The organism is Chitinophaga horti (genome assembly GCF_022867795.2).
Classification (GTDB): domain Bacteria; phylum Bacteroidota; class Bacteroidia; order Chitinophagales; family Chitinophagaceae; genus Chitinophaga; species Chitinophaga horti.
On sequence record NZ_CP107006.1, the window covers coordinates 1,571,452 to 1,593,197 of the forward strand.

General features: G+C 49.4%; 19 protein-coding genes. 14 read left to right on the forward strand and 5 right to left on the reverse strand.

What is annotated here, in order from left to right; all coding sequences use genetic code 11:
• Nucleotides 1–16: 16 nt before the first annotated feature.
• The 4 genes from MKQ68_RS06455 to thrA form a co-directional block, all read right to left on the reverse strand.
• Complete coding sequence (locus MKQ68_RS06455; RefSeq protein ID WP_264282578.1) at nucleotides 17–1,030, reverse strand: tetratricopeptide repeat protein; 1,014 nt, start codon at nucleotides 1,028–1,030, stop codon at nucleotides 17–19.
• A 162-nt stretch (nucleotides 1,031–1,192) separates the two neighbouring features.
• Nucleotides 1,193–2,500 carry a threonine synthase gene (gene thrC, locus MKQ68_RS06460; RefSeq protein ID WP_264282579.1) on the reverse strand — a complete coding sequence of 436 codons (1,308 nt, stop codon included), beginning with the start codon at nucleotides 2,498–2,500 and terminating at the stop codon, nucleotides 1,193–1,195.
• Between the two features lie 26 nt (nucleotides 2,501–2,526).
• The gene (locus tag MKQ68_RS06465; RefSeq protein WP_264282580.1) at nucleotides 2,527–3,459 is read right to left on the reverse strand and encodes a homoserine kinase; all 933 of its coding nucleotides are present in this window, start codon (nucleotides 3,457–3,459) and stop codon (nucleotides 2,527–2,529) included.
• 14 nt (nucleotides 3,460–3,473) lie between these two features.
• Nucleotides 3,474–5,918, reverse strand: coding sequence for a bifunctional aspartate kinase/homoserine dehydrogenase I (gene thrA, locus MKQ68_RS06470; RefSeq protein WP_264282581.1), 2,445 nt, complete (start codon nucleotides 5,916–5,918; stop codon nucleotides 3,474–3,476).
• Nucleotides 5,919–6,458: 540 nt separating this feature from the next.
• On the opposite strand from thrA, the gene MKQ68_RS06475 reads away from it, so the two are divergent.
• The 8 genes from MKQ68_RS06475 to MKQ68_RS06510 all read left to right on the forward strand — a co-directional run bounded on the left by MKQ68_RS06475 (nucleotide 6,459) and on the right by MKQ68_RS06510 (nucleotide 14,832).
• Nucleotides 6,459–7,616: a homogentisate 1,2-dioxygenase gene (locus tag MKQ68_RS06475; protein ID WP_264282582.1), complete on the forward strand. Its 1,158-nt coding sequence runs from the start codon at nucleotides 6,459–6,461 to the stop codon at nucleotides 7,614–7,616.
• 33 nt (nucleotides 7,617–7,649) lie between these two features.
• Entirely contained in the window at nucleotides 7,650–8,642 is a 993-nt protein-coding gene (locus MKQ68_RS06480; RefSeq protein WP_264282583.1) for an aldo/keto reductase, read from the forward strand.
• Nucleotides 8,643–8,679: 37 nt separating this feature from the next.
• Nucleotides 8,680–9,807 carry a 4-hydroxyphenylpyruvate dioxygenase gene (gene hppD, locus MKQ68_RS06485; protein WP_264282584.1) on the forward strand — a complete coding sequence of 376 codons (1,128 nt, stop codon included), beginning with the start codon at nucleotides 8,680–8,682 and terminating at the stop codon, nucleotides 9,805–9,807.
• A gap of 322 nt (nucleotides 9,808–10,129) precedes the next feature.
• Nucleotides 10,130–10,879 carry a L,D-transpeptidase family protein gene (locus MKQ68_RS06490; protein WP_264282585.1) on the forward strand — a complete coding sequence of 250 codons (750 nt, stop codon included), beginning with the start codon at nucleotides 10,130–10,132 and terminating at the stop codon, nucleotides 10,877–10,879.
• A 247-nt stretch (nucleotides 10,880–11,126) separates the two neighbouring features.
• Nucleotides 11,127–11,702: a gluconate 2-dehydrogenase subunit 3 family protein gene (locus MKQ68_RS06495; RefSeq protein ID WP_264282586.1), complete on the forward strand. Its 576-nt coding sequence runs from the start codon at nucleotides 11,127–11,129 to the stop codon at nucleotides 11,700–11,702.
• A 38-nt stretch (nucleotides 11,703–11,740) separates the two neighbouring features.
• Nucleotides 11,741–13,438, forward strand: a complete 1,698-nt coding sequence (locus tag MKQ68_RS06500) for a GMC oxidoreductase (RefSeq protein ID WP_244840175.1) — start codon at nucleotides 11,741–11,743, stop codon at nucleotides 13,436–13,438.
• A gap of 140 nt (nucleotides 13,439–13,578) precedes the next feature.
• On the forward strand, nucleotides 13,579–14,286 hold the full coding sequence (locus tag MKQ68_RS06505; protein ID WP_264282587.1) for a suppressor of fused domain protein: 708 nt from the start codon (nucleotides 13,579–13,581) through the stop codon (nucleotides 14,284–14,286).
• A gap of 102 nt (nucleotides 14,287–14,388) precedes the next feature.
• On the forward strand, nucleotides 14,389–14,832 hold the full coding sequence (locus tag MKQ68_RS06510) for a CBS domain-containing protein (protein WP_264282588.1): 444 nt from the start codon (nucleotides 14,389–14,391) through the stop codon (nucleotides 14,830–14,832).
• Nucleotides 14,833–14,954: 122 nt separating this feature from the next.
• Here MKQ68_RS06510 and MKQ68_RS06515 read toward each other — a convergent pair whose 3' ends face one another.
• A complete protein-coding gene (locus tag MKQ68_RS06515) occupies nucleotides 14,955–16,241 on the reverse strand; it encodes an aspartate kinase (RefSeq protein WP_264282589.1) in 1,287 nt (428 codons plus the stop codon).
• A gap of 152 nt (nucleotides 16,242–16,393) precedes the next feature.
• Between MKQ68_RS06515 and fbp the strand changes: the two genes are divergently transcribed.
• From fbp to MKQ68_RS06545, 6 genes are all read left to right on the forward strand, one after another.
• Nucleotides 16,394–17,401 (forward strand): class 1 fructose-bisphosphatase, encoded by a 1,008-nt coding sequence (fbp, locus tag MKQ68_RS06520; RefSeq protein WP_264282590.1) that lies wholly within the window; start codon nucleotides 16,394–16,396, stop codon nucleotides 17,399–17,401.
• Between the two features lie 74 nt (nucleotides 17,402–17,475).
• Complete coding sequence (locus MKQ68_RS06525) at nucleotides 17,476–17,979, forward strand: CAP domain-containing protein (RefSeq protein WP_264282591.1); 504 nt, start codon at nucleotides 17,476–17,478, stop codon at nucleotides 17,977–17,979.
• Between the two features lie 151 nt (nucleotides 17,980–18,130).
• Entirely contained in the window at nucleotides 18,131–18,895 is a 765-nt protein-coding gene (locus tag MKQ68_RS06530; protein ID WP_264282592.1) for an ABC transporter ATP-binding protein, read from the forward strand.
• Between the two features lie 25 nt (nucleotides 18,896–18,920).
• Entirely contained in the window at nucleotides 18,921–19,454 is a 534-nt protein-coding gene (locus MKQ68_RS06535) for a YfiT family bacillithiol transferase (RefSeq protein WP_244840181.1), read from the forward strand.
• A gap of 4 nt (nucleotides 19,455–19,458) precedes the next feature.
• Nucleotides 19,459–20,007, forward strand: coding sequence for an NUDIX hydrolase (locus tag MKQ68_RS06540; RefSeq protein WP_264282593.1), 549 nt, complete (start codon nucleotides 19,459–19,461; stop codon nucleotides 20,005–20,007).
• 352 nt (nucleotides 20,008–20,359) lie between these two features.
• Nucleotides 20,360–21,706, forward strand: coding sequence for an IS110 family RNA-guided transposase (locus MKQ68_RS06545; protein WP_264282594.1), 1,347 nt, complete (start codon nucleotides 20,360–20,362; stop codon nucleotides 21,704–21,706).
• The last annotated feature ends 40 nt before the right edge of the window (nucleotides 21,707–21,746 follow it).

Below are 21,746 nucleotides of genomic sequence, written 5' to 3' on the forward strand. Positions count from 1 at the left end.
ATCCTCACAAACCTAGTTATTTCTTGCCAGAAACCCTTGCCAGTGCTTCTGTCGCTTCCGGAAAGTTTTTACGGAAGCCTAAGGCTTTCTGGTAGTCTGCCTTCGCCGCCGCCATATCGCCCAGCTGCTCGGCCGCATAACCGCGGTTGTAGTAACCACGCGCGCTGTTTGGTTTGTTACGTACGGTGAGGTTGGCAAAATGTTTCGCCTCTTTCCATTTACCGCTGCGGGCAAAAATATCTGTAATGGCAAGATACGCTTCTTCATAACCCGGATCGGCCAGAATCGCCTCCTGGTAAGCTTTGATCGCCTCCTGGGGTTGACCTTTCAACTCGAAATACTGCCCGGCCGCGTAATGCGGATCGGCCAGTGTCGGATCGATTTTAGAGGCCAGGGCGTAATATTGCAGCGCCTCCTGGTCTTTTAGCAGCGAGGCGAGTTCCATCACCGCATCATAGTCACTTTCAATGCCTGCAACCTTTACAGCCGCCTTCAGATGTGTGATGGCAGTGGTCGTATCGCCTTTATCCTCTGCGATGCGGGCTTTCAGGTAATACGCTTTATCCTGCCCCTCTTCGGACTTTGCCAGCACGCCCGCCAGGCTGTCGGCCGCCGCGGGCTGTCCGTTCTCAATTAACGCGATCGCCAGTTTATATTGAATGTAAGGATGTTGCGGCGCCGTTTTAAGCGCCTGCTCAAAGGCAATCGCTGCGTCTTTGTATTGCTCCATCACCAGTGCTGCTTCGCCCGATGTGGCCCAGTAATCTGTATAAGTAGGGTTTAACTGCGCCGCCGACTGAAAGTCTTTTAACGCCAGTTCGGGCGCGTCATTGAACAGCGCTAAACCGCGCCGGTAGTATAATTCATGTTGTTTGGGAAATTGCGCGATGGAGTCGGTGAGCGGTTTCACAAGCGGCGTGTATAGGAGCGTGTCTGGACCGGCAGCTGCCTGCTCCTTAGGTTGATGGTTGTTACAACCGGCCGCGAGGGCGCCGGCAAGCAGTAGGGAAGCGTAAATCGGGTATTTCATAAGGTCAAACCTACAAATTTTATGAATAGGCAAGGCGCATCTATAACGATACGCCTTGCCCCGGTAGTGTGTTGACCTTAAATTTCTTTCTTTTTAGCCATCATTTGTTCACTATTCATCCCCCGTTGTGTCACTCACTTCAACGGAGTTTTTACTATCGGCTTACCTTGCAGGGACCGCCATCATCCAGCTTTTCAATGCTTCATAATCGTTGGGCAGTAACACCGATTGCTTCTCGCGGTTATACAGCTGCTTTACTTTTTCCGGCACGTGTATTTCACTGCGTAATTGCTCTGGCATGGTATCGTCAAACTTCACAGGGTGCGCAGTTTCCAGGAAGATGCCTACATTGTTCGGGGATTGCTGCAAGTATTGTTTCAGACCCAGGTAACCGACCGCGCCATGTGGCTCCATCAAATAATGATGCTCCGCAAACACCGATTCTATGGCTGACACAGTTTCGTTATCAGTAAAGCTGTACGACGAAAGCTTCGCTTTTAAAGCGGTTTCGCTTTTGGAGAAGAGTTGCAGTATCCGCACAAAATTACTCGGGTCCGCCACATCCATGGCGTTGGACAGGGTTGGCACGGCCGCATTTGGCGCATACTGACCATTTTGCAGGAAGCGCGGAACGGTATCGTTCACATTCGTCGCCGCCACAAAATGCGCGATGGGCAGTCCCATCTGCGCGGCCAGCATGCCTGCACAGATGTTGCCGAAGTTGCCACTGGGCACTGCAAACACCACATCCTTCTTCCATTGCTTGATCTTGCGGTACGCTAAAAAGTAATAGAACATCTGCGGCAACCACCGCGCCACGTTAATGGAGTTGGCGGAAGTAAGCAGGTATTGCTCCTGCAGCTCCTGGTCCAGGAAGGCGGTTTTCACCATGCGCTGGCAATCGTCGAAGGTGCCTTGTATTTCCAGGGCAGTGATATTTCCACCGAGGGTAGTTAGTTGCTTTTCCTGCAGGGCGCTCACTTTGCCGCTCGGGTATAATATCACCACGTTTACCCCCGGCACATTATAAAAACCGTTAGCCACCGCGCCGCCGGTATCGCCGGAAGTGGCTACCAGCACAGTTACCGGCCTTGGGTCATGCTTTCGGAAGTAGCCCAGGCAGCCGGCCATAAAACGTGCACCCACATCTTTAAATGCCAGGGTCGGACCGTGAAATAACTCCAGCGCATACACGTTAGGTTCCACTTCCCGCAGCGGGAAAGGGAAGGAGAGAGTTTCGGAAACAATTTGTTTCAGCTGGTGTTCCGGAATTTCGTCCCCGATAAACGGCGCTATCACGTGCCGGCCGATGTATAATGGGTCGTACTCCTCCAATCGCTCTATAAAATCTTTTTCCAGCCTTGGCAGCTGCATGGGAAAGTATAATCCCTTGTCCGGCGCCAGGCCCTGTATCACCGCTTCGCGGAACGAAACGCGGTGCTGCGGGTTTTGTAAGCTGTAGTATTGCATGTTGTCGTTTTTTAAGTTGGATAATGTTATATCTGCCTCACACCTTCTGTGTTGATCCGCGATACATATATCTTGTAATCCACGCCCATGGGCGCATACACCTGGTCCATCACAGCAGCTGTTTTTCTGGCGTTTTCTTCGCCACGGCTCATCATAAATACAGATGGTCCGGAGCCGGAAATACCGCCGCCCAGTGCGCCTGCTTCCTTACATTTCAATTTCAGTTCGTAAAACGCCGGAATCAGGATCGCCCTCACCGGTTCTACGATCACATCTTCCAAAGCCCGGCTCAGCAAACCGTAATCATTCGTATATAAAGCCGCCACCAGCGCGCCTACGTTACCCCACTGACGAATCGCGTCTTTCAGCTGCACCTGTTGTTTCAGGATCTCGCGTGCATCTGAAGTTTTTACCTCTATCTGCGGGTGTATCACTGTAACCCATAAGTCATCCGGGGTTTGCAGGCGGATGAGGTCCAGCGGCTGATAACTTCTCACGAGCGTAAAGCCGCCCATGATGGCCGGGGCCACATTGTCTGCATGCGCAGTGCCGCTCGCCAGTCGTTCGCCTTCCATCGCGAAACGTACCAGTTTCTCCTGCGTGAAAGGTTTACCGAGTAACAGGTTGGCCGCTACTACAGCTCCCGCGGAACTGGCCGCGCTGGAACCAATACCGCTACCGGGTTGAATATTCTTTTTAATCGTCACATCCAGCCCCATATCCGGTTGTCCCAGTTCCTGCAAAAACGCCTGCAGGGCAACGCCGGCTACGTTCTTGCCAGGTTCTTTTGAAAGGAAAGGGGCACCTTCTATGCTCGAAATGGTAATGCCCGGCGTGTCTTTCCTCCGAACGGTCATCTCGTCGCCGGGTGCGTCCAGGGCCAGGCCGATTACATCAAATCCGCATGCTACGTTCGCTACAGTGCCGGGCGCAAATACTTTTATACAGTCGCTATTCATCGTTTGTTTTTTTCTTAGTTCCTGACGGTTCTCATAATGTCCGCAAATATACCGGAGGCGGTAACGTCTGCTCCAGCCCCTGCACCACGTACGATCAGCGGTTGCTCGGCGTAACGGTTAGTCGTATACAGCACAATGTTATCCTTACCTTCTAATTTATAAAACGGGTGATCGGGCGCCACTGCCTGCAGGCCTACAGATGCTTTGCCGTTATGGTAACGGGCCACGAACTTCAGGCGTTTACCTTCGTCGTTCGCGTTCTGCAGCAGTTGCTGAAAATGGTTTGCGTGAACGTCCAGCTGCTCGTAAAACCCAGCTACATCGGCTGCTTCCAGGCATTCCGCCGGCAGAAAGGAGTGGTTCTCGATGTCTTCCAGTTCCATTTCTGCACCACTTTCCCGCGCCAGTATCAATATTTTGCGCATCACGTCTTTGCCACTAAGGTCGATGCGTGGATCGGGTTCGGTATAACCTTCGTCCTGCGCGGCCTTCACCACTTTGCGGAAGTCGGCGCCGTTCACGAAGTTGTTGAACACGAAGTTGAGGCTACCGCTCAATACGGCTTCTATCGTTCGTACTTTATCGCCGCTGCGCACCAGGTCGTTAAGGGTGTTGATCACCGGTAGCCCTGCGCCTACATTGGTTTCGAAAAGGAACGAGGCGTTGAACTTACGGGCCAGGTCCTTCAGTTTTTTGTAAGAGGCGTAGCTGGCGGAACAGGCGATCTTGTTACAGGTAACTACCGATATGCCGTGCTGCAGGAAGGTTTCGTAAATACGGGCAACGTCTTCACTGGCGGTATTATCAACAAAGACGCTGTTGCGTAAGTTCATCGACTTCAGCTTAGCTGCAAATTGCTGCAGGTCCATGCTATCGCCTTGCGCCAGTGCATCTTTCCATTTATCGTGGGACAGCCCGTCTTCTGAAAATACCATCTGGCGGCTGTTGGCCACGGCGATGATGCGTACCTGTATCCCCAGTTCGTTCAATAAGAAATGTTGCTGTTGATGCAATTGTTCCAGCAGTTTGCCGCCCACATTCCCTACGCCGGCAACAAAAAGGTTTACCTGTTTGGTTTCGTTTTCGAAGAAAGCTTCGTGTATCACGTTCAGCGCTTTCTTTACGTCAGCTTTGTTGATCACGGCTGATATATTTTTTTCGGTGGAGCCCTGTGCGATGGCCCTTACGTTGATGGCATTCCTGCCCAGTGCACCAAACAGTTTGCCACTAAGGCCATGGTAGTTCTTCATGTTATCGCCTACGGCCGCCACGATGCACAGGTCTTTTTCCACCAGCAGCGGTGCTATCTTCTTATCAAAGATCTCCTGCGAAAACTCACTGTCTACGGCCGCTTTGGCCTTCAGCATATCTGTTTCATGAATGCCTACGGTAATAGAGTGTTCCGACGAACTTTGGGTAATCAGTATCACATTGATCCGCTCGCGCAGCAATGCATCGAACAGGCGTTTAGAGAAGCCCGGGATGCCTACCATACCGCTGCCTTCGAGGGTGAGCAACGCAATATGCTGTATCCCCGAAATGCCTGTAACCGGAAAAGGCTTTTCGCCATTGTCTTGTATAAGCGTGCCGTAATCATGCGGCGCAAAAGTGTTCTTTATCCAGATAGGAATACGGCGATCCATCACCGGCTGTATGGTAGGCGGGTAAATTACTTTCGCCCCGAAGTGCGACAGCTCCATCGCTTCTGCATAAGAAATATGCGGAATGGGAATGGCCTGCGGCACCAGTCGTGGATCGGCAGTCATCATGCCGCTTACGTCGGTCCATATTTCCAGCCGGTTAGCGTCCATGGCTGCGGCGATAATGGCCGCGGTGTAATCAGACCCGCCACGCCCTAAAGTAGTAGTGTCCCGTTCTGCATTGGCTGCAATAAAGCCAGGCACGACGATATATTCTGCAGCTGCGTGTTGAAAGTATTTGGTTACCTGGTGTTCGGTCATTTCCTGGTCCACCTGCGCGTTGCCGAAGTGGTCGTCGGTCATGATCAATTCGCGGCTGTCTTTCCAGGCGGCGTTGAGTCCGAGCAGTTTTAATCTTTCTGCTACAAGGTAAGAGGAGAGGAGTTCTCCAAAACTCATGATCTGATCGAGGCAGCGGCGTGATAGTTCGCCTACCTGGTAAATGCCGTCGCACAAAAGTTCCAGTTCATTCAGGCGTTTCTTTACCTGGCTTAATAAACCGCTCTGCGCGCCAATAGGGAACAGTTCGCGAATGGTGTCGAGGTGCCGGGCTTCTATCTCCTGCAATAAGGTTTTATATCCGTCATGACTTTTGCCTGACAATTCACCTGCTTTAATGAGCTTATCTGTCGTGCCGCTCATGGCAGAAACCACCACAACGAGTTGTCCTTTCCTGGGATATTGGTTAACAATCTGGCAAACCTGGTCTATTGCCTGTGCGTTACCTACGGAGGTGCCGCCGAATTTCAAAACTTGCATCTGGAAAATAATTTATACGTAGAGAATACCTGGCATTCTTTGCTTGCTTGCTACCAGTAAAGCCTGGTCGTAGGACGATATGTGATGATTAACCCCGGTAAGGGGTTGTGTTTGTCGTCATAATAGTGGCGTGCGCTCCGGAGATGGAACGGCTGTTAGTGATAATATGTGAAGAATTAAAACGCACTATCTTTTTATGACTTAACTGTTACAAAGGTTAAAAATTGAACTGATAAAACAATGCACCAAGGTCAACTTTTGAAATATTTCAATAATGGCGCAAATGCTTGATAAATTTCGAACGTTGTTCTAGCAACGTTTTTCATAAAAAGTTTTGCACTTCTGATAATTATGCTAATTTTAGTCCGTGCATTTACAATCCACACATAAGTATCAATTAGGATACTATTACTTAATGGCCACCCTGGCCATGGATTCTACCGTTTGCTAGGCAGCGGCCCGCACCTTTATTCCCGTTCTGTTTATTGTCTATAATCCTGGCGCCTGCGGGCGGGGTATTATTCATCTAATCGTTCCTTTATGCCACATTACCATCAATTGGGGCAGATTCCGCATAAGAGGCATACGCAGTTCCGTAAACCGGACGGCGGCCTGTATTCGGAGCAGTTATTTTCCACGGAAGGCTTTTCATCAAATTCTACGTTATTGTACCACTGCCATCCGCCCACCGCTATCGTGAAAGTCGACGATCCATATATCGTTGCACCCACCGTAGCGGAGGAAAAGATGCTGAAGCACCGCAGCTTCCAGGGTTTTAACATCCAGCCCGTTGCTGATTTCCTCGAAAGTCGCAAAGCGGTGTTAGTGAATAATGACCTGCACATCGTACTGGCCGCACCGCAGCAAAGCATGAGCGATCATTTTTATAAGAATGCAGATGCCGATGAAATGATATTCGTGCACGAAGGCACCGGCGTATTGCGCACGCAGTATGGCAGCCTGGAGTTCGGGTACGGCGACTACCTCGTTATTCCCCGCGGCACGATCTATAAAATAGAATTTTCCAATAGCCAGAACCGGCTGTTCATTGTAGAATCTTTCAGCCCCATCCGCTATCCAAAGCGTTACCTGAGCCGCTACGGCCAGTTGCTGGAACATGCGCCTTATTGCGAGAGGGACATCCGCCAGCCAAAACATCTTGAAACCATAGATCAGAAAGGTGATTTCCTTATCATGATCAAAAAGAAAGGTGTGATGTATCCCATTCATTACGGCCACCATCCGTTCGACGTTGTCGGGTGGGATGGCTGCGAATACCCGTTTGCCTTTTCGATCCACGATTTTGAACCGATTACGGGCCGCGTGCATCAGCCGCCGCCCGTGCATCAAACATTTGAAGCGCACAACTTTGTGGTATGTTCCTTCTGCCCACGTTTATTCGATTATCACCCGCAGGCGATCCCTGCGCCATATAATCACAGCAATATCGACAGTGATGAGGTATTGTATTATGTAGACGGCGATTTTATGAGCCGTAAACATGTTACCAAAGGCATGATCACTTTGCACCCCGCTGGTATTCCACACGGTCCGCACCCTGGTACAGTAGAGAAGAGCATCGGCGCGAAGGAAACGAAAGAGCTGGCCGTCATGGTAGATACATTCCATCCCTTACAGATCACGAAGGAAGCGCTGCAGATAGAAGATGGAAGTTATACGACAAGCTGGGCGGAATAATTGCCTAACTTAACGGCCTAAACGTTAATCATTATGGAATACAGGCAACTAGGAGAAAGTGATTTGAAGGTATCGGCCATCACGTTTGGTGCATGGGCCATCGGTGGCTGGATGTGGGGTGGCGCAGAACGCCGCGACGCCATCACCGCTATACGCGCATCGATCGATCAGGGAGTAACATCCATTGATACGGCGCCGATATACGGACAGGGGACCAGTGAAGACATACTCGGCGAAGCGCTGCAAGGTATCAGCCGCGATAAGGTGCAGGTGCTGACCAAGTTCGGCATGAGCTGGGAAGGCAACAAAGGACAGTTCTTTTTTAAAAGCAAGGATAACGATGGCAAAGACATCGATATCTATAAATGGTCTGGCAAAGAAGCGGTGATCAAAGAGTGTGAGGCCAGCCTTAAACGCCTGCGCACCGATTACATCGACCTGTACCAGATCCACTGGCCTGACGATACCACGCCCATCGAAGAAACTTTCGAAGCGGTGCTGCGCCTGAAAGAGCAGGGAAAGATCCGCGAAGCCGGCGTTTGTAACTACACGGTAGAACAAATGAAGCGTGCAGAAAGCGTATTGCCACTCGCATCAAACCAAATGCCTTTCAGTATGGTGGAAAGAACGATCGAACAGGAGCTGGTGCCTTACTGCATTGAAAAGAAGCGGGGTATACTGGCTTACAGTCCGCTGCAACGCGGCCTGCTCACCGGTAAGATCAAACCCGATCACCAGTTTAACGAAGGAGACAGCCGCGCGGGTAACCGCTTTTATACGCCGGACAACATCGCACGTATCAACGCTTTCCTGTCGCTGATCAAGCCGCTGGCCGAAAGCAAAAATGCTTCGTTGTCGCAGCTGGTGTTACGCTGGACGATCGAGCGCCCGGGTATTACCGTGGCACTGGCAGGCGCCCGCAACGCCGATCAGGCGATTCAGAACGCCAAAGCGATCGACCTGAAACTGGCACCGGAAGAAATTGATTTCATTAATAAACATCTTAACGCATTAACATTAACCTGATCAGGGTAAAAATCAAAAACCAACCAAATTTGTCTTTATGAACACAGCAGTTGTAAAAGAGTCGCCTGTACAGGCAGAAGATTTCCTGCCGCTTAACGGCACCGATTACGTGGAGTTTTACGTGGGTAATGCCAAACAAGCCGCACATTTTTACAAAGCCGCCTTCGGCTTCCAGTCGCTCGCTTACGCCGGCCCTGAAACCGGGGTGAAAGACCGCGTATCTTATGTGCTGGTGCAAAACAAACTCCGTTTTGTACTTACCACACCACTAAAACCAGGCTCCGATATTTCCCGCCACGTAGAAGCACATGGCGATGGAGTTAAGGTACTGGCCCTGTGGGTTGACGATGCCCGTTCCGCTTACGAGGAAACGATTAAACGTGGCGCTAAGTCCTACATGGAACCGGTAGTGGAAAAAGACGAATTTGGCGAGGTTGTTCGCAGTGGTATCTATACCTACGGCGAAACGGTGCACATCTTCGTGGAAAGGAAGAACTACAATGGAGCTTTCCTGCCAGGCTACAAAGAATGGAAAACCGTGTACAATCCTGAATCTACAGGTTTGCAGTATGTAGACCATTGCGTAGGCAACGTAGGCTGGAACGAGATGAACACCTGGGTTGATTTCTACGAAAAGGTAATGGGCTTCCGCAACCTGATCTCCTTTGACGATAGCGACATTTCTACCGAGTACTCGGCGCTGATGAGTAAGGTAATGAGCAACGGCAACGGCCGTGTGAAATTCCCGATCAACGAACCGGCAGAAGGTAAAAAGAAATCGCAGATCGAAGAGTATCTCGACTTTTACGGTGGTCCAGGTGTACAACACGTAGCGATCGCCACCAATAACATCATCGAAACAGTTTCTGCACTGAAAGCGCGTGGTATCGAGTTCCTGACTGTACCAGGTTCTTACTACGACACCCTGCTCGACCGTGTAGGCCAGATCGACGAAGACCTTAAGCCGCTGCGCGAACTGGGTATTTTGGTGGACCGTGACGATGAAGGTTACCTGTTGCAGATCTTCACCAAGCCTATCCAGGACAGGCCTACGGTATTTTTCGAGATCATTCAACGTAAAGGCGCCAAATCCTTCGGGAAGGGTAACTTTAAAGCGCTGTTCGAGTCTATCGAAAGAGAGCAGGAGGCCAGGGGCAACCTGTAAGCAGGCAGGCGCCTAAATCCTAAAGGCCTGTTAAAAACTTGATTTTATTTTAAGCTTTGGATATTTTTGTAAGCACCTCATTCGTTAATAGTCCGGATGAGGTGCTCTTTTTTATATGAACACTCAAACGTTATTCGGTTATTTGTTCGCATTAGCGGGTCTTTTTCAATTACTTACGGCGTATTTGGTATGGGCGGGCAATCCCCACTACATATTAAAAATTACCGGAAAGAAACTGGGAATCATAATATATATTATTTTTGCACTATTATTGTTCTTCCTGGCCTATAGAAATTTGTCAAAATAGAATTTGTTATTGTTTATGAAAAGAATCATTGCATCGGCGCTGATGTTGTTGATCGTGGGGGGAGTGAAAGCACAGCAATCTTTCCTGGAAAACCAGAAGTTGTTCCCCAGAGTAGGGGTAGCTTTCCGTGAGAGAGAAGAGGCAATTAAAAGCGAATTTGCTAAAAAGGGGCTAACCTATCCCGCCAAGTACATGTATGTGCGCTCGTTCAAGCTGGACAGCGAAATGGAGATCTGGGTGAAGAATAGCGTCACCGATACGTTCCGCCTGTTTAAATCTTACAGGGTTTGTTCGCTTTCCGGTAAAATGGGGCCCAAGCGTAAGGAAGGCGACCGTCAGGTGCCGGAAGGCTTTTATTACATCAACGACTTTAACCCGAACAGCAACTACCACCTGAGCCTGGGTATCAACTACCCGAACTTTTCGGATAAAGTACTAAGCGACCAGAAAAAGCCTGGTGGCGAGATCTATATTCACGGCAGCTGCCTGACCATCGGTTGCATTCCGCTCACGGACGACTTTATCGAAGAAGTTTACATCATGGCGGTAAACGCCAAGAATGCAGGCCAGGACTTTATCCCGGTGCACGTATTCCCGGTAAAGTTCGGTAACAGCCGTTCCATGGACTACCTGGGCACGGTATCACTGAACGATAACGAGTCGCAGAAGTTTTGGGTGAACCTGAAAGGAGCGTACGACTACTTCGAAAAGCATCATAAGCTGCCCGTAGTCATGGTAAACCCGCAAGGCAAATACATCATGTAAAAAAAGTATTACTAAAGATAAAAGAGTAGGGTAACGGACGCCGTTGCCCTATTTTTTTGTTTTGATTTCCGTTTTATTTACTAATTTTTCCTCCGGAACCCACGTTATGCAATCTACACGTCTTGCAAAGCACGGATTTCCAACCCGATGAAAGCAGCTGAGACACGCCATCCTCCTCTGTTGTAATCTGTTAAGGAACGCATTTTTTATCATAGAACTTGAGCTAAGGTCAAATCAATTTAAAATTATGAACAGAAGAGATGCCCTCAAGAATGTGGCTATCCTGATGGGAACGGCCATTTCTGCTTCCACGTTAGCGGCCCTCGAAGGCTGTAATACCGCGGGACCAAAAAACTATACGCTGCAAATGCCTGAAACCAAGGCCATGCTGGCGGAGGTCGCGGAAACGATCATCCCGGAAACCAACACCCCGGGCGCAAAAGCGGCGAAGGTCGACGAGTTTATGCTCACCATGATGAACGACTGTTACGATGAGAAGTCACAGAAAATTTTTGTAGCCGGGCTGAAAGACATTAACGACAAAGCCAACGAGAAGTACAAAGCTTCTTTCATGAACATCACTCCCGAACAACGTACCGAGTTACTCACCGAGATCGACCGGGAACGTATCGCGTACAACAAACGCGAAAATAAGAAGGAAGACGATGGTCCTCACTACTTCCAGCTGATGAAGGAACTGACCCTTACCGGTTATTTCTCTTCCGAACCCGGTGCTACCAAAGCACTGCGTTATGTGAAGGTACCCGCCAAATACGAGGGCTGCGTGCCTTACAAAAAAGGCGACAAAGCCTGGGCATCCTGAGTATCCATCGTTTAAACTGATTTAAAACATTACGGGAAATGATTAATCTGAATCTGAAAGCAACACAAGAAAATACATACGACGCCATCGTGATCGGTTCGGGCGTTAGTGGTGGCTGGGCTGCCAAAGAACTAACCGAAAAAGGTCTGAAAGTACTCATGCTCGATCGCGGTAAAAACCTCGAACACGGCAAGTACGAAACGGCCATGAAAGATCCCTGGGAGTTTCCGCACAGGGGCCGCATCACCAATGCACAAAAGGAAACACACCCTTACCTGAAACGCGATTACCCTTACAGCGAACATAACGAAAGCTATTGGATCAACGACTCCAAAAGCCCTTATGTGGAAGAGAAACGTTTCGACTGGTACCGTCCGGACATCGTGGGAGGTAAATCCATTATGTGGGGCCGCCAGAGCTACCGCTGGAGCGATCTCGATTTTGAGGCCAATGCAAAAGACGGCATCGCCGTTGACTGGCCTATCCGTTACAAAGACCTGAAGCCCTGGTACGAATACGTAGAGAAGTTCGTAGGCATCAGTGGTCAGGCCGAAAACCTGGCGCAATTGCCGGACAGCCTGTTCATGCCGCCGATGGAAATGAACTGTGTGGAGAAGGACGTGGCCGCCGCTATTAAGAGCAATTTTAACGGCCGCCTGATGACCATCGGTCGTGTGGCGAACATTACGCAGCCGCTGCCTGGCCGTACTACCTGCCAGTTCCGCAACCTGTGCAGCCGCGGTTGTCCGTTTGGCGCTTATTTCAGCACGCAATCGTCTACGTTGCCGGCGGCTGTGGCTACGGGCAATCTCACCCTGCGTCCGGATTCCATCGTAAACTCTATCATTTATGATGAGAAACTGGGCAAAGCGACCGGCGTAAGGGTAATCGATAAAAACACCAAACAAATGACCGAATACTTTGCGAAGATCTTCTTCGTAAACGGTTCTACACTTGGTACCACCTTCGTATTGCTGAACTCTACCTCCAGCCGCTTCCCGAATGGTTTGGGCAACGACAGCGGTGTACTGGGTAAATACCTGATGGACCACCACTTCCGCACCGGCGCATCCGGCAGGGCAGAAGGGTACGACGATAAATACTTCTTCGGCAGAAGGGCGAATGGCATCTACGTTCCCCGCTACCGCAACGTTGGCAGCGACAAGCGCGATTACCTGCGTGGCTTCGGCTACCAGGGCGGTGCAAGCCGCAGCGGATGGGGCCGCGGTATTGCCGAACTGGGTGTAGGTAAAGACTTCAAAGAAATGCTTACAGAGCCAGGTAACTGGTCGATGGGCCTCGGTGGCTTCGGTGAGTGTCTGCCTTACGAAGACAACTACGTAACACTCGATAATTCCAAGAAAGATGATTGGGGTCAGCCAGTGCTGAAGTTCCATGCAGACTTCAAGGAGAATGAAGAAAAGATGCGTAAGGATATGATGAACGACGCCGCAGAAATGCTGGAAGCCGCCGGTATTAAAGACGTGAAAACGTACGATAACGGTTCTTATCCTGGCATGGCTATCCACGAGATGGGTACTGCCCGTATGGGACGCGATCCTAAAACATCTGTACTCAATGGCAACAACCAGCTGCACGCTGTGAAGAATGTGTTTGTAACAGACGGCGCAAGCATGACTTCCGCCAGCTGCGTGAACCCGTCGCTCACGTACATGGCGCTTACTGCGCGTGCTGCGGACTTTGCCGTGAACGAACTGAAAAAGAACAATCTTTAATCAGATAGTGATCAATGAAAAAGCCGGTCGTAATTGTAATGACCGGCTTTTTTTATGCCTTTTTTGTCGAAGCCGAAATGTAATACGACCTCCGCGATCGTTTTTTGTATCTTGCCTTTATAACCCGTAAAAACCATCTTATGTCAGATCAGGAAACCAGCGGCAGCGGCGCGCCTATTTACCGCTATAACCCCGACCAGGAGCGGCCCTTCGAATATGCATCCGGCGGGGATAATATCGAACTTATCTCTAGTCACATTGAACAACATGTAGGCCCGGTGGATATGGTATTTCATGAGTTGATTTCAGACCTTGTGCATATCGACGTGCATTGGGTGAAACCATCGGCCGATTACCCGTTCCATACACTGGTCACATCCGGCATGAGCGACCGGCCAATGCATGTGCCCGAAGGCTTTGAGGCGCACCGTTATGCCGAGCTTTGCATCTTGCTGCCGGCGGACTGGCCCATTTCAGAAGAAGCGTTCAAGGACGAAAATAATTACTGGCCCGTGCGCTGGTTAAAACTGTTATCGCGCTTCCCGCATGAATACAAAACCTGGTTGGCCTGGGGCCATACGATCCCGAACGGCGAGGCGGCGCATCCGATGGCAGATAATACGGAACTGGGATGCATGCTGTTGCTGCCTTCCATCAACCTGCCCAACGATTTTCATGAACTGGTGGTGAATGAAGAACAAACCATCCGTTTTTACTGCCTGTACCCCATCTACAAAGAAGAACTGGACTATAAACTGGAACACGGCGCGGAAGGTCTCCTGGACAAATTCGAGGAGTTCGACATACCCAACGTGGTCGACATACACCGGGTAAACACCTGTGCATAACAACAAGGCCGCAGTAGTACTGCGGCCTTGTTCTTTTATTTGATTATCCCCCTGAAAAAACTTAACTTATGAATAGTTTTCACACTTTAAATAAGGCTTGTTATGGGAGCGAGAGTCAGAAACATCCTGCAGGCCAAGGGCCACGCAGTATACTCCATCAGCCCGGAAACAACGGTTTATGAAGCGCTGGAAGTGTTGGTAAGCCGCAATGTAGGTGCATTGCTGGTAACGGAAAACGACCGTATCCTGGGTATCTTTTCCGAACGCGATTACGCCCGTAGGGTGATCCTCAAAGGACGCTCGTCAAGGGAAACGCCGATTCGCGATATCATGACCGAAAACCCCATTGTCATGAAAGAAGATGATTCTATTGAAGATTGTATGGTAAAGATGACGGACAAACACATCCGCCACCTGCCGATCACCGATCATGCCGACCGCCTGGTAGGCGTAGTGTCTATCGGTGACCTGGTGAAGTTCATCATTGATGAACAGCGGACCATCATCCAGAGCCTGGAAGGGTATATCAACGGCACACATCAGTAAAGGTCGGTATCGTCATTCGAAAGGGTTGTTGGATTAACGGCCCTTAGTCGTATGCCACATAACCTGATCCTATGGCTGTTGTCATCGCAAGGCTGTTTTAACCAACGGCCTTTAATCGTGTGTTATATCGTTTGCTCCGAAGGCTGTTTCATCAATACCTGCGTCGTGTGTAATGCCCGCTGCTCCAGCAGGATCGTTTTGCCTTTGATCAGCTCTTCCAGCAGGCCGTTCTTGTTATAACGCACGGTCAGCAATTCTAACTCTTCGTGGTAGGTGATTTTATATTGATCATGCAACGTTTTCATCAGCTGCTCGATCTTTTCGGGATTGTGATCGATACAGCAGCTAAAGCTGATCGCCGCATTCTGCATCAGGTTGATCTTGATCTTCAGTCGGAACAGCATATCGTAAATGTCCGCAATCTTATCCTCCGTAATAAAGCCAAAATCCTTCGAGGTGATCGTTAACAACACCTGGTTACGCTTCAGGATGATTAACGGCGGCAGTTGTGCTGCATCCGTATCTTCTTTAATCACCGTACCTGGCAGGTTCTTGTCCAGGAAACACTTTACGTATAATGGTATCTGTTTGTTCTGTAACGGTTTAATAGTTTTCGGGTGAATCACCTGCGCGCCGTAGTAAGCCATTTCTATCACCTCGCTGAAGCTGATCTCCGGGATGTTCACCGTGTTGGGGAATAGCTTAGGATCGGCGTTCTTCAGGCCTTCCACGTCCTTCCAGATCGTCTGGCTTTCTGCGTTCAGCGTATTGGCGAATACGGCAGCTGAAAAGTCGCTGCCCTCGCGGCCTAAGGTCACACTTTCATTCTGATCGGTGCTGCCGATAAAACCCTGCGCCACGATTACATTGGTGGTGTTGAAGAGAGGCAGTACTTTTTCGTTCACCTGGCGCTGTGTTACCTCCCAGTCGATGTTCGCATCGCGAAAGGTGCTGTCGGTAAGAAAGATGTCGCGCACGTCAAGCCAGGCGTTGTTAAGGCCTATCTGGTTAAAGTAAGCGCTGACGATGGCCGTGGATAAGAGTTCGCCCAGGCCCACGATCTGATCGTAATAATAGTCGTAGGGACGTACGGGCTTTTCACCCAGCGTCCATTCGGCTTCTGTAAAAAACTCCTGCAACTGGGTGAATACGGAGTTGGTTTTGTTGCCGAGCAGTTGTTCCGCCAGCTGTATATGTTGTTGTTCGATATTAAACAGTAACTGGGCGGCAATCTCCCTTTTACGCATGAAATAGTGCTGCGCCACCTTCTCCAGTTCGTTGGTGGTTTTGCCCATGGCAGAGATAACGATCAGGATTTTGTCTTCCGGGAACGATTGCACGATGGCCGCCACGTTTTTTATACGTTCAATACTTTCTAAACTTGCGCCGCCAAATTTGAAAACCTTCATATACAGGGGGAGATTCTGTTAAAAAAATGTCCGGCAAAGTACGGCAACTTTAGATTAGTTTAAAAATATGATTAGTAAGAAATGACACCCCCGTTAAAAAACTCTCCAATTAGCCTAATTTGCGGACACCACACCATCTTTGAATGAATAGTATGAACAACCACCAAAAAGTAATGACCCTGGACGAATTTACGATCCAGGACCTGAAGAATTACCCCGCCGCCACAGGACAACTTTCCGGCTTGCTGCGCGATATCGGAAGAGCCGCGAAACGGGTGAATGTAGAAGTGAATAAGGCCGGCATTGCAGACATCCTCGGCGAGGCTGGTAAAACCAACGTACAGGGCGAATCAGTTAAAAAGCTGGATGAATTTGCCAACGACCAGTTCATCAACTCCCTGCGTTCCAGCATTTACTGCTGCGGCGTGGCTTCCGAAGAGAATGAAGAGTTTATTCCCTTTACGGACGCGCACTCCATGAACTCGAAGTATGTTGTGCTCATCGATCCGCTCGACGGCTCAGGTAACATCGACGTAAACGTCTCGATCGGTACGATCTTCTCTGTTTACCGCCGCCTTACGCCAAACGGCTCGCCCTGCGATGTGAACGACTTCCTGCAACCGGGCCGCGAGCAGATCGCCGCCGGTTACATCATTTACGGATCCAGCACGATGCTCGTTTACGCCACCAGGCGCAGCGTACAGGGATTTACGCTCGATCCGTCGATAGGGGAGTTCTGCCTCTCGCATCCCGATCTGAAGTGCCCGCCGGATAGCGACATTTTCTCCGTAAACGTAGGCTATTACCATCTTTACGAAGAAAAAGTACGTCATACCATCGATCATTTTATGGCGAAAAACGAAGCTGAAAAGATCTACCGTCATCGCTTTGTAGGCTGTATGGTGGCCGAAATACATCGCACGCTCATCCAGGGCGGCGTGTTCTTTTACCCGGCGTTCGGCAAGTACAAAAATGGCAGGCTGCGTTTATGTTACGAATGTAACCCGATGTCGTTCCTGGTAGAAAAAGCCGGCGGCGTAGCGTTAATGGATGGCAAAACAAGGCTGCTGGACGTACAGCCGGAGCAACTGCATCAGCGTATACCCGTATTTATCGGGTCTAAACTGTTGATGGAGCAGATGCAGGCGATACTCTCATAAATATGGCATACTTTTTTCTTTTACCGTTATAATAAACAATATTTGTTTTTATAATGCGTTTAGAAATCATGTCATTGAAGAGAAGAATTTTTGCCTTATCCTTTGCGGTACTTGCCGCCCTGCAAGCATCTGCGTGCAGCCGAAACACCATCCCTTCCGATAGCACCGTTAGCACTGTCAACAAAGGCAGCCTGGAAGAAGAGATTCTTTTTTACACCAACAAATACCGTAAGTCGAAGGGCCTGGCCCCGCTGGAACTCGTTGAAACCGTAAGTGTACAGGCCCGCGAACATAGCCGCGATATGGCTAAAGGCCGCACGGGTTTTGGCCACGACGGGTTTGAAGAAAGAATTGACGACATCTCCAAAAAGATGGGCTCCGTGAGAGGTGCCGCTGAAAATGTTGCCTATGGCACGCTCGATGCGGAAGCGGTAGTAAAAGGCTGGATCAAAAGTCCCGGCCACCGTAAAAACCTGGAAGGCAATTACAATGTAATCGGCATCGGCACCGCCGACAAAGGACGTATCACGTTCTTCACCCAGATTTTCATCAACAAGCCGAAAGCGGCGAGTAAATAGATTTTCCGAACAATCAACGTAGGGCAGCGCCACCGGGTGCTGCCCTTTTTATTTTTATCTTGCACCGGCTTTTGCAGCAACAGTCAGCCGCCGTTGTGTCACTCCCTTCAACCACAACACTTTACTCCCCCTTTTTTTGTAATTTGGCGGCATGGAAAAAAGGACGATGATCGCTGTAAAGGACCTGGTAAAACAGTATGGCGACTTTACAGCCGTGAAAGGGATCAGTTTTGAAGTGTTTGAAGGCGAAATATTCGGCCTGCTCGGGCCCAATGGCGCCGGCAAAAGCACGACCCTCGAAATAATCGAAACGCTCCGCCAGAAGACATCCGGCGAGGTATGGGTCGACGGTATCAACCTGGACGAAAACCCTGAAGCGATCAAAAAGATCATCGGCGTACAGCTGCAGTCCTCCGGTTATTATCCGGGCCTTAACCTGGTAGAGCTGATCAAAATGTTCGCAGGACTTTACAACCAACAGGTAGATCCCAAAGCGCTGCTGCGACTTTTCAACCTGGAAGATAAAGCCAATGCACGTTACAAAGCCCTTTCGGGCGGACAGAAGCAACGTTTCTCCATCGCCACCACGCTCATCAACAAACCTAAAGTGATTTTCCTGGACGAGCCAACTACCGGCCTCGATCCGCAGGCCCGCCGCAACCTCTGGGACCTTATCCAGCAAGTACGCGACCAGGGCACCACGGTGGTGATCACCACGCATTATATGGACGAAGCCGAGTTCCTCTGCGATCGCTGCGCGATCGTCGACAGCGGCCGCGTAATCGCGGTAGACAGTCCCGATGCGCTCATCGACAACCTCGTAGCCTCCGGCTTCGAAAGGAAGAAAGAAGTGAAGAAGGCCAACCTGGAAGATGTGTTTATCCACCTCACCGGGAAGGATTTAAGGGAAGCATAATTCAACGCCCATTAAATACACAGACATGGACCTCGAAACACTCAAATACCCCATCGGCAGGTTTGTCACGCCGCAAAGCGCAAGTGCTCAGCAACGCACGCGTTTAATCAACGACATCCGCCAACTCCCAACACTGGTGGAAATCGCCGTACAGAACCTGGATGAGCATCAGCTGCAAACGCCCTACCGTCCCGATGGCTGGACCATCGCACAGGTCGTACACCACCTGGTGGACAGTCATATGAACGCGCTCACGCGTTTTAAGCTGGCGCTGACGGAATATAATCCTGTCATCAAGCCTTACGACGAAGCTGCCTGGGCAGCGTTGCCCGATGTAAGCAACACGCCGGTAAACGTGTCGATTACGCTGCTGCATGCCCTGCATACGCGTTGGAGCAACTTGCTGGAGGCTTTGACGGACGAGCAGTACGAGCGTACCTTCGTTCACCCGGAAAGCAAACAAACATTTAAACTGTGGCAAACGCTGGCCAGCTACTCCTGGCACGGCTTACACCACCTCACACATATCGTAAACCTGAAAGAAAGTAAAGGCTGGTAGCATTATGGAATGGAAAGTACTGCAATCGGAATACCTGCACCGCGAGCCCTGGCTCACTGTGCGGAAGGATAAGGCGCAAACGCCGGCTGGCAAAGTGGTAGAGAACTATTACGTACACGAATACCCCGATTGGGTAACCGCCGTGCCGGTGACGGAAGATGGTAAGATCATCATGATCAGACAATACCGCCACGCGCTCGGCCGTACTATTATCGAAGTGCCTGGTGGCACACTCGATGACACCGATCCAACGCCCGAATTTGGTATACGCCGCGAACTGCTGGAAGAAACCGGCTACGAGTTCGATACGTTCGAGAACCTCGGTGCCGTATCCGCAAACCCTTCCACCAACACGAACCTAACGCACATGTTCCTGGCGAGAGGCGGTAAAAAAGTGCAGGAGCAACAACTCGATCACAATGAAGATATAGAAGTAATCCTGATGACACCGGAAGAGGTAATACAGTTGCTAAAAAATAACCAGATCATTCAAAGCCTGCATACAAGCTGCCTGTTTTACGGGCTGGCGAAACTGGGGTTAGTGAAGTTTTAATGTTATACAACCCGCTGCAAACGCGGAGACGGTAGCGGAGGATTGCTTCCCTGCGGTCGCAAGGACGAAGAGTGAGACGATCGGCCGCTCCTTTGTCATTGCGAGTAAGCAGCCCTCGAACGGGCAAAATATCCTGATGACATTCTTACCTTAGTGGAGATAAAAGCAGGCTGTCTAAATAACCTGTTCCCTTCATTGATACCCTTGACCGGAGTTCGTTTGCGAGATTAGGATTGATGCTTATTGAAAAATATCTTAGTGGCAACCTGAGGTTGACCCTGTTTATAAGGTTAAAATATTGTTCGAGCATCGAAGACAGCCTGCCTATTGTTTAAAACAAGAAGGTAAAATTATGAAAAAGGCGTCTACAGCCAAATTTCCTCTTCAATTAGGTATTATTAAACCCAATTCTGCAGGTATAGATGTAGGTAGTATGAACATGATGGTGGCTTATCCCGGAGCAGATGGCATCCAGCAAGTTCAGGAGTTTGATGCTTATACCGATGATTTACACGCACTGGCAGATCATTTACAACAGGTTGGCGTCCATTACGTTGCCATGGAAGCAACAGGTTCTTATTGGCTGACAGTATACGACGTATTAACTACGCGCGGTTTTGAAGTAACGGTAGCCAACCCGACCCATTATAAAAATGTTGACGCTCAAAAGACGGATGTAAATGATAGTCAGTGGCTACAGCAGTTGCATGCTCATGGCCTGCTACGTTCATCGCATATAGCAGAAGAACAGTATCGTGAATTAAGAGCCTACATTCATCAACGAAATATTAAGCAATCTCAGAAAAGTGATACCCTCAACCGAATACAAAAAGTGTTAACTGAGATGAATATTAAAGTCCAGCATATCATAAGTGATATAGAGGGGGTAACAGGAATGATGATCATAGAACGTATTTCTACAGGTATCACAGATCCAGCGGCTCTTCTTGCGGGAGTGAAAATCAACCAGTTAAAAGCCAGCAAAGAAGATTTAGAGCGATCGTTGGTGGGCTTATACAAACCATATCAAATCACGTTGTTAAAAAACCATTTAGCCGACTATCATTATTATAAATCCAAAATGCTGGAATTTGAGAAAGAGATAACCGATTTACTCACCAGGCTTGTACCACCGCATGCAGGTTCTGTCGCTAAAAAAGAAAAAGCGACAAAGGTGCGTAAAAACCAATACCACTATAATATTAAAGAGTATCTGCACAAAATTGTAGGCGTTGATCTGACGGAAATTGATGGACTGGAAGAGAACACTGTACTGACGATCATATCTGTCACCGGTCTTAACATGAAAAAGTGGCCAACAGCGGGACACTTTACCAGTTGGCTCAATCTTGCAGCGCGCCCGAAGATCAGTGGCGGCAAAGTGATTGGTTATCAAAAACGAATCACCAACAATACCGCCACCCAGGCATTTAGAATGGCAGCTCAAACGATGTTTAAGAACAAAGGTCAGTTAGGCCAACTATATAGAAGACTGTCAGCGACAAAAGGCAGTAAGAAAGCTATTAAGGCAGTAGCAAGGCGTCTGGCTGTAATTTTCTACAACATGGTAAGCAAGCAAACAAAGTACGATCCGAAGATGGTAGTGCTGGATGAAGAAAAGATAAGAGAGCGAAAACTCGCTCGTTTAAACAGAGAAGTAGCTAAGCTCGGTGGCAAAGTTGTTTTTGCAAATAATTGATAAACAATGAAAAAGCTGGAATGTCATTATAAATGAAATG

Coding starts and splice junctions, on each gene's coding strand:
- MKQ68_RS06475 (WP_264282582.1), top strand. CDS start 6,459: ATGCCACATTACCATCAATTGGGGCAGATTCCGCATAAGAGGCATACG.
- MKQ68_RS06540 (WP_264282593.1), top strand. CDS start 19,459: ATGGAATGGAAAGTACTGCAATCGGAATACCTGCACCGCGAGCCCTGG.
- MKQ68_RS06495 (WP_264282586.1), top strand. CDS start 11,127: ATGAACAGAAGAGATGCCCTCAAGAATGTGGCTATCCTGATGGGAACG.
- MKQ68_RS06455 (WP_264282578.1), bottom strand. CDS start 1,030: ATGAAATACCCGATTTACGCTTCCCTACTGCTTGCCGGCGCCCTCGCG.
- fbp (WP_264282590.1), top strand. CDS start 16,394: ATGAACAACCACCAAAAAGTAATGACCCTGGACGAATTTACGATCCAG.
- MKQ68_RS06490 (WP_264282585.1), top strand. CDS start 10,130: ATGAAAAGAATCATTGCATCGGCGCTGATGTTGTTGATCGTGGGGGGA.
- MKQ68_RS06505 (WP_264282587.1), top strand. CDS start 13,579: ATGTCAGATCAGGAAACCAGCGGCAGCGGCGCGCCTATTTACCGCTAT.
- MKQ68_RS06465 (WP_264282580.1), bottom strand. CDS start 3,459: ATGAATAGCGACTGTATAAAAGTATTTGCGCCCGGCACTGTAGCGAAC.
- thrC (WP_264282579.1), bottom strand. CDS start 2,500: ATGCAATACTACAGCTTACAAAACCCGCAGCACCGCGTTTCGTTCCGC.
- MKQ68_RS06480 (WP_264282583.1), top strand. CDS start 7,650: ATGGAATACAGGCAACTAGGAGAAAGTGATTTGAAGGTATCGGCCATC.
- MKQ68_RS06510 (WP_264282588.1), top strand. CDS start 14,389: ATGGGAGCGAGAGTCAGAAACATCCTGCAGGCCAAGGGCCACGCAGTA.
- thrA (WP_264282581.1), bottom strand. CDS start 5,918: ATGCAAGTTTTGAAATTCGGCGGCACCTCCGTAGGTAACGCACAGGCA.
- MKQ68_RS06530 (WP_264282592.1), top strand. CDS start 18,131: ATGGAAAAAAGGACGATGATCGCTGTAAAGGACCTGGTAAAACAGTAT.
- MKQ68_RS06500 (WP_244840175.1), top strand. CDS start 11,741: ATGATTAATCTGAATCTGAAAGCAACACAAGAAAATACATACGACGCC.
- hppD (WP_264282584.1), top strand. CDS start 8,680: ATGAACACAGCAGTTGTAAAAGAGTCGCCTGTACAGGCAGAAGATTTC.
- MKQ68_RS06535 (WP_244840181.1), top strand. CDS start 18,921: ATGGACCTCGAAACACTCAAATACCCCATCGGCAGGTTTGTCACGCCG.
- MKQ68_RS06515 (WP_264282589.1), bottom strand. CDS start 16,241: ATGAAGGTTTTCAAATTTGGCGGCGCAAGTTTAGAAAGTATTGAACGT.
- MKQ68_RS06545 (WP_264282594.1), top strand. CDS start 20,360: ATGAAAAAGGCGTCTACAGCCAAATTTCCTCTTCAATTAGGTATTATT.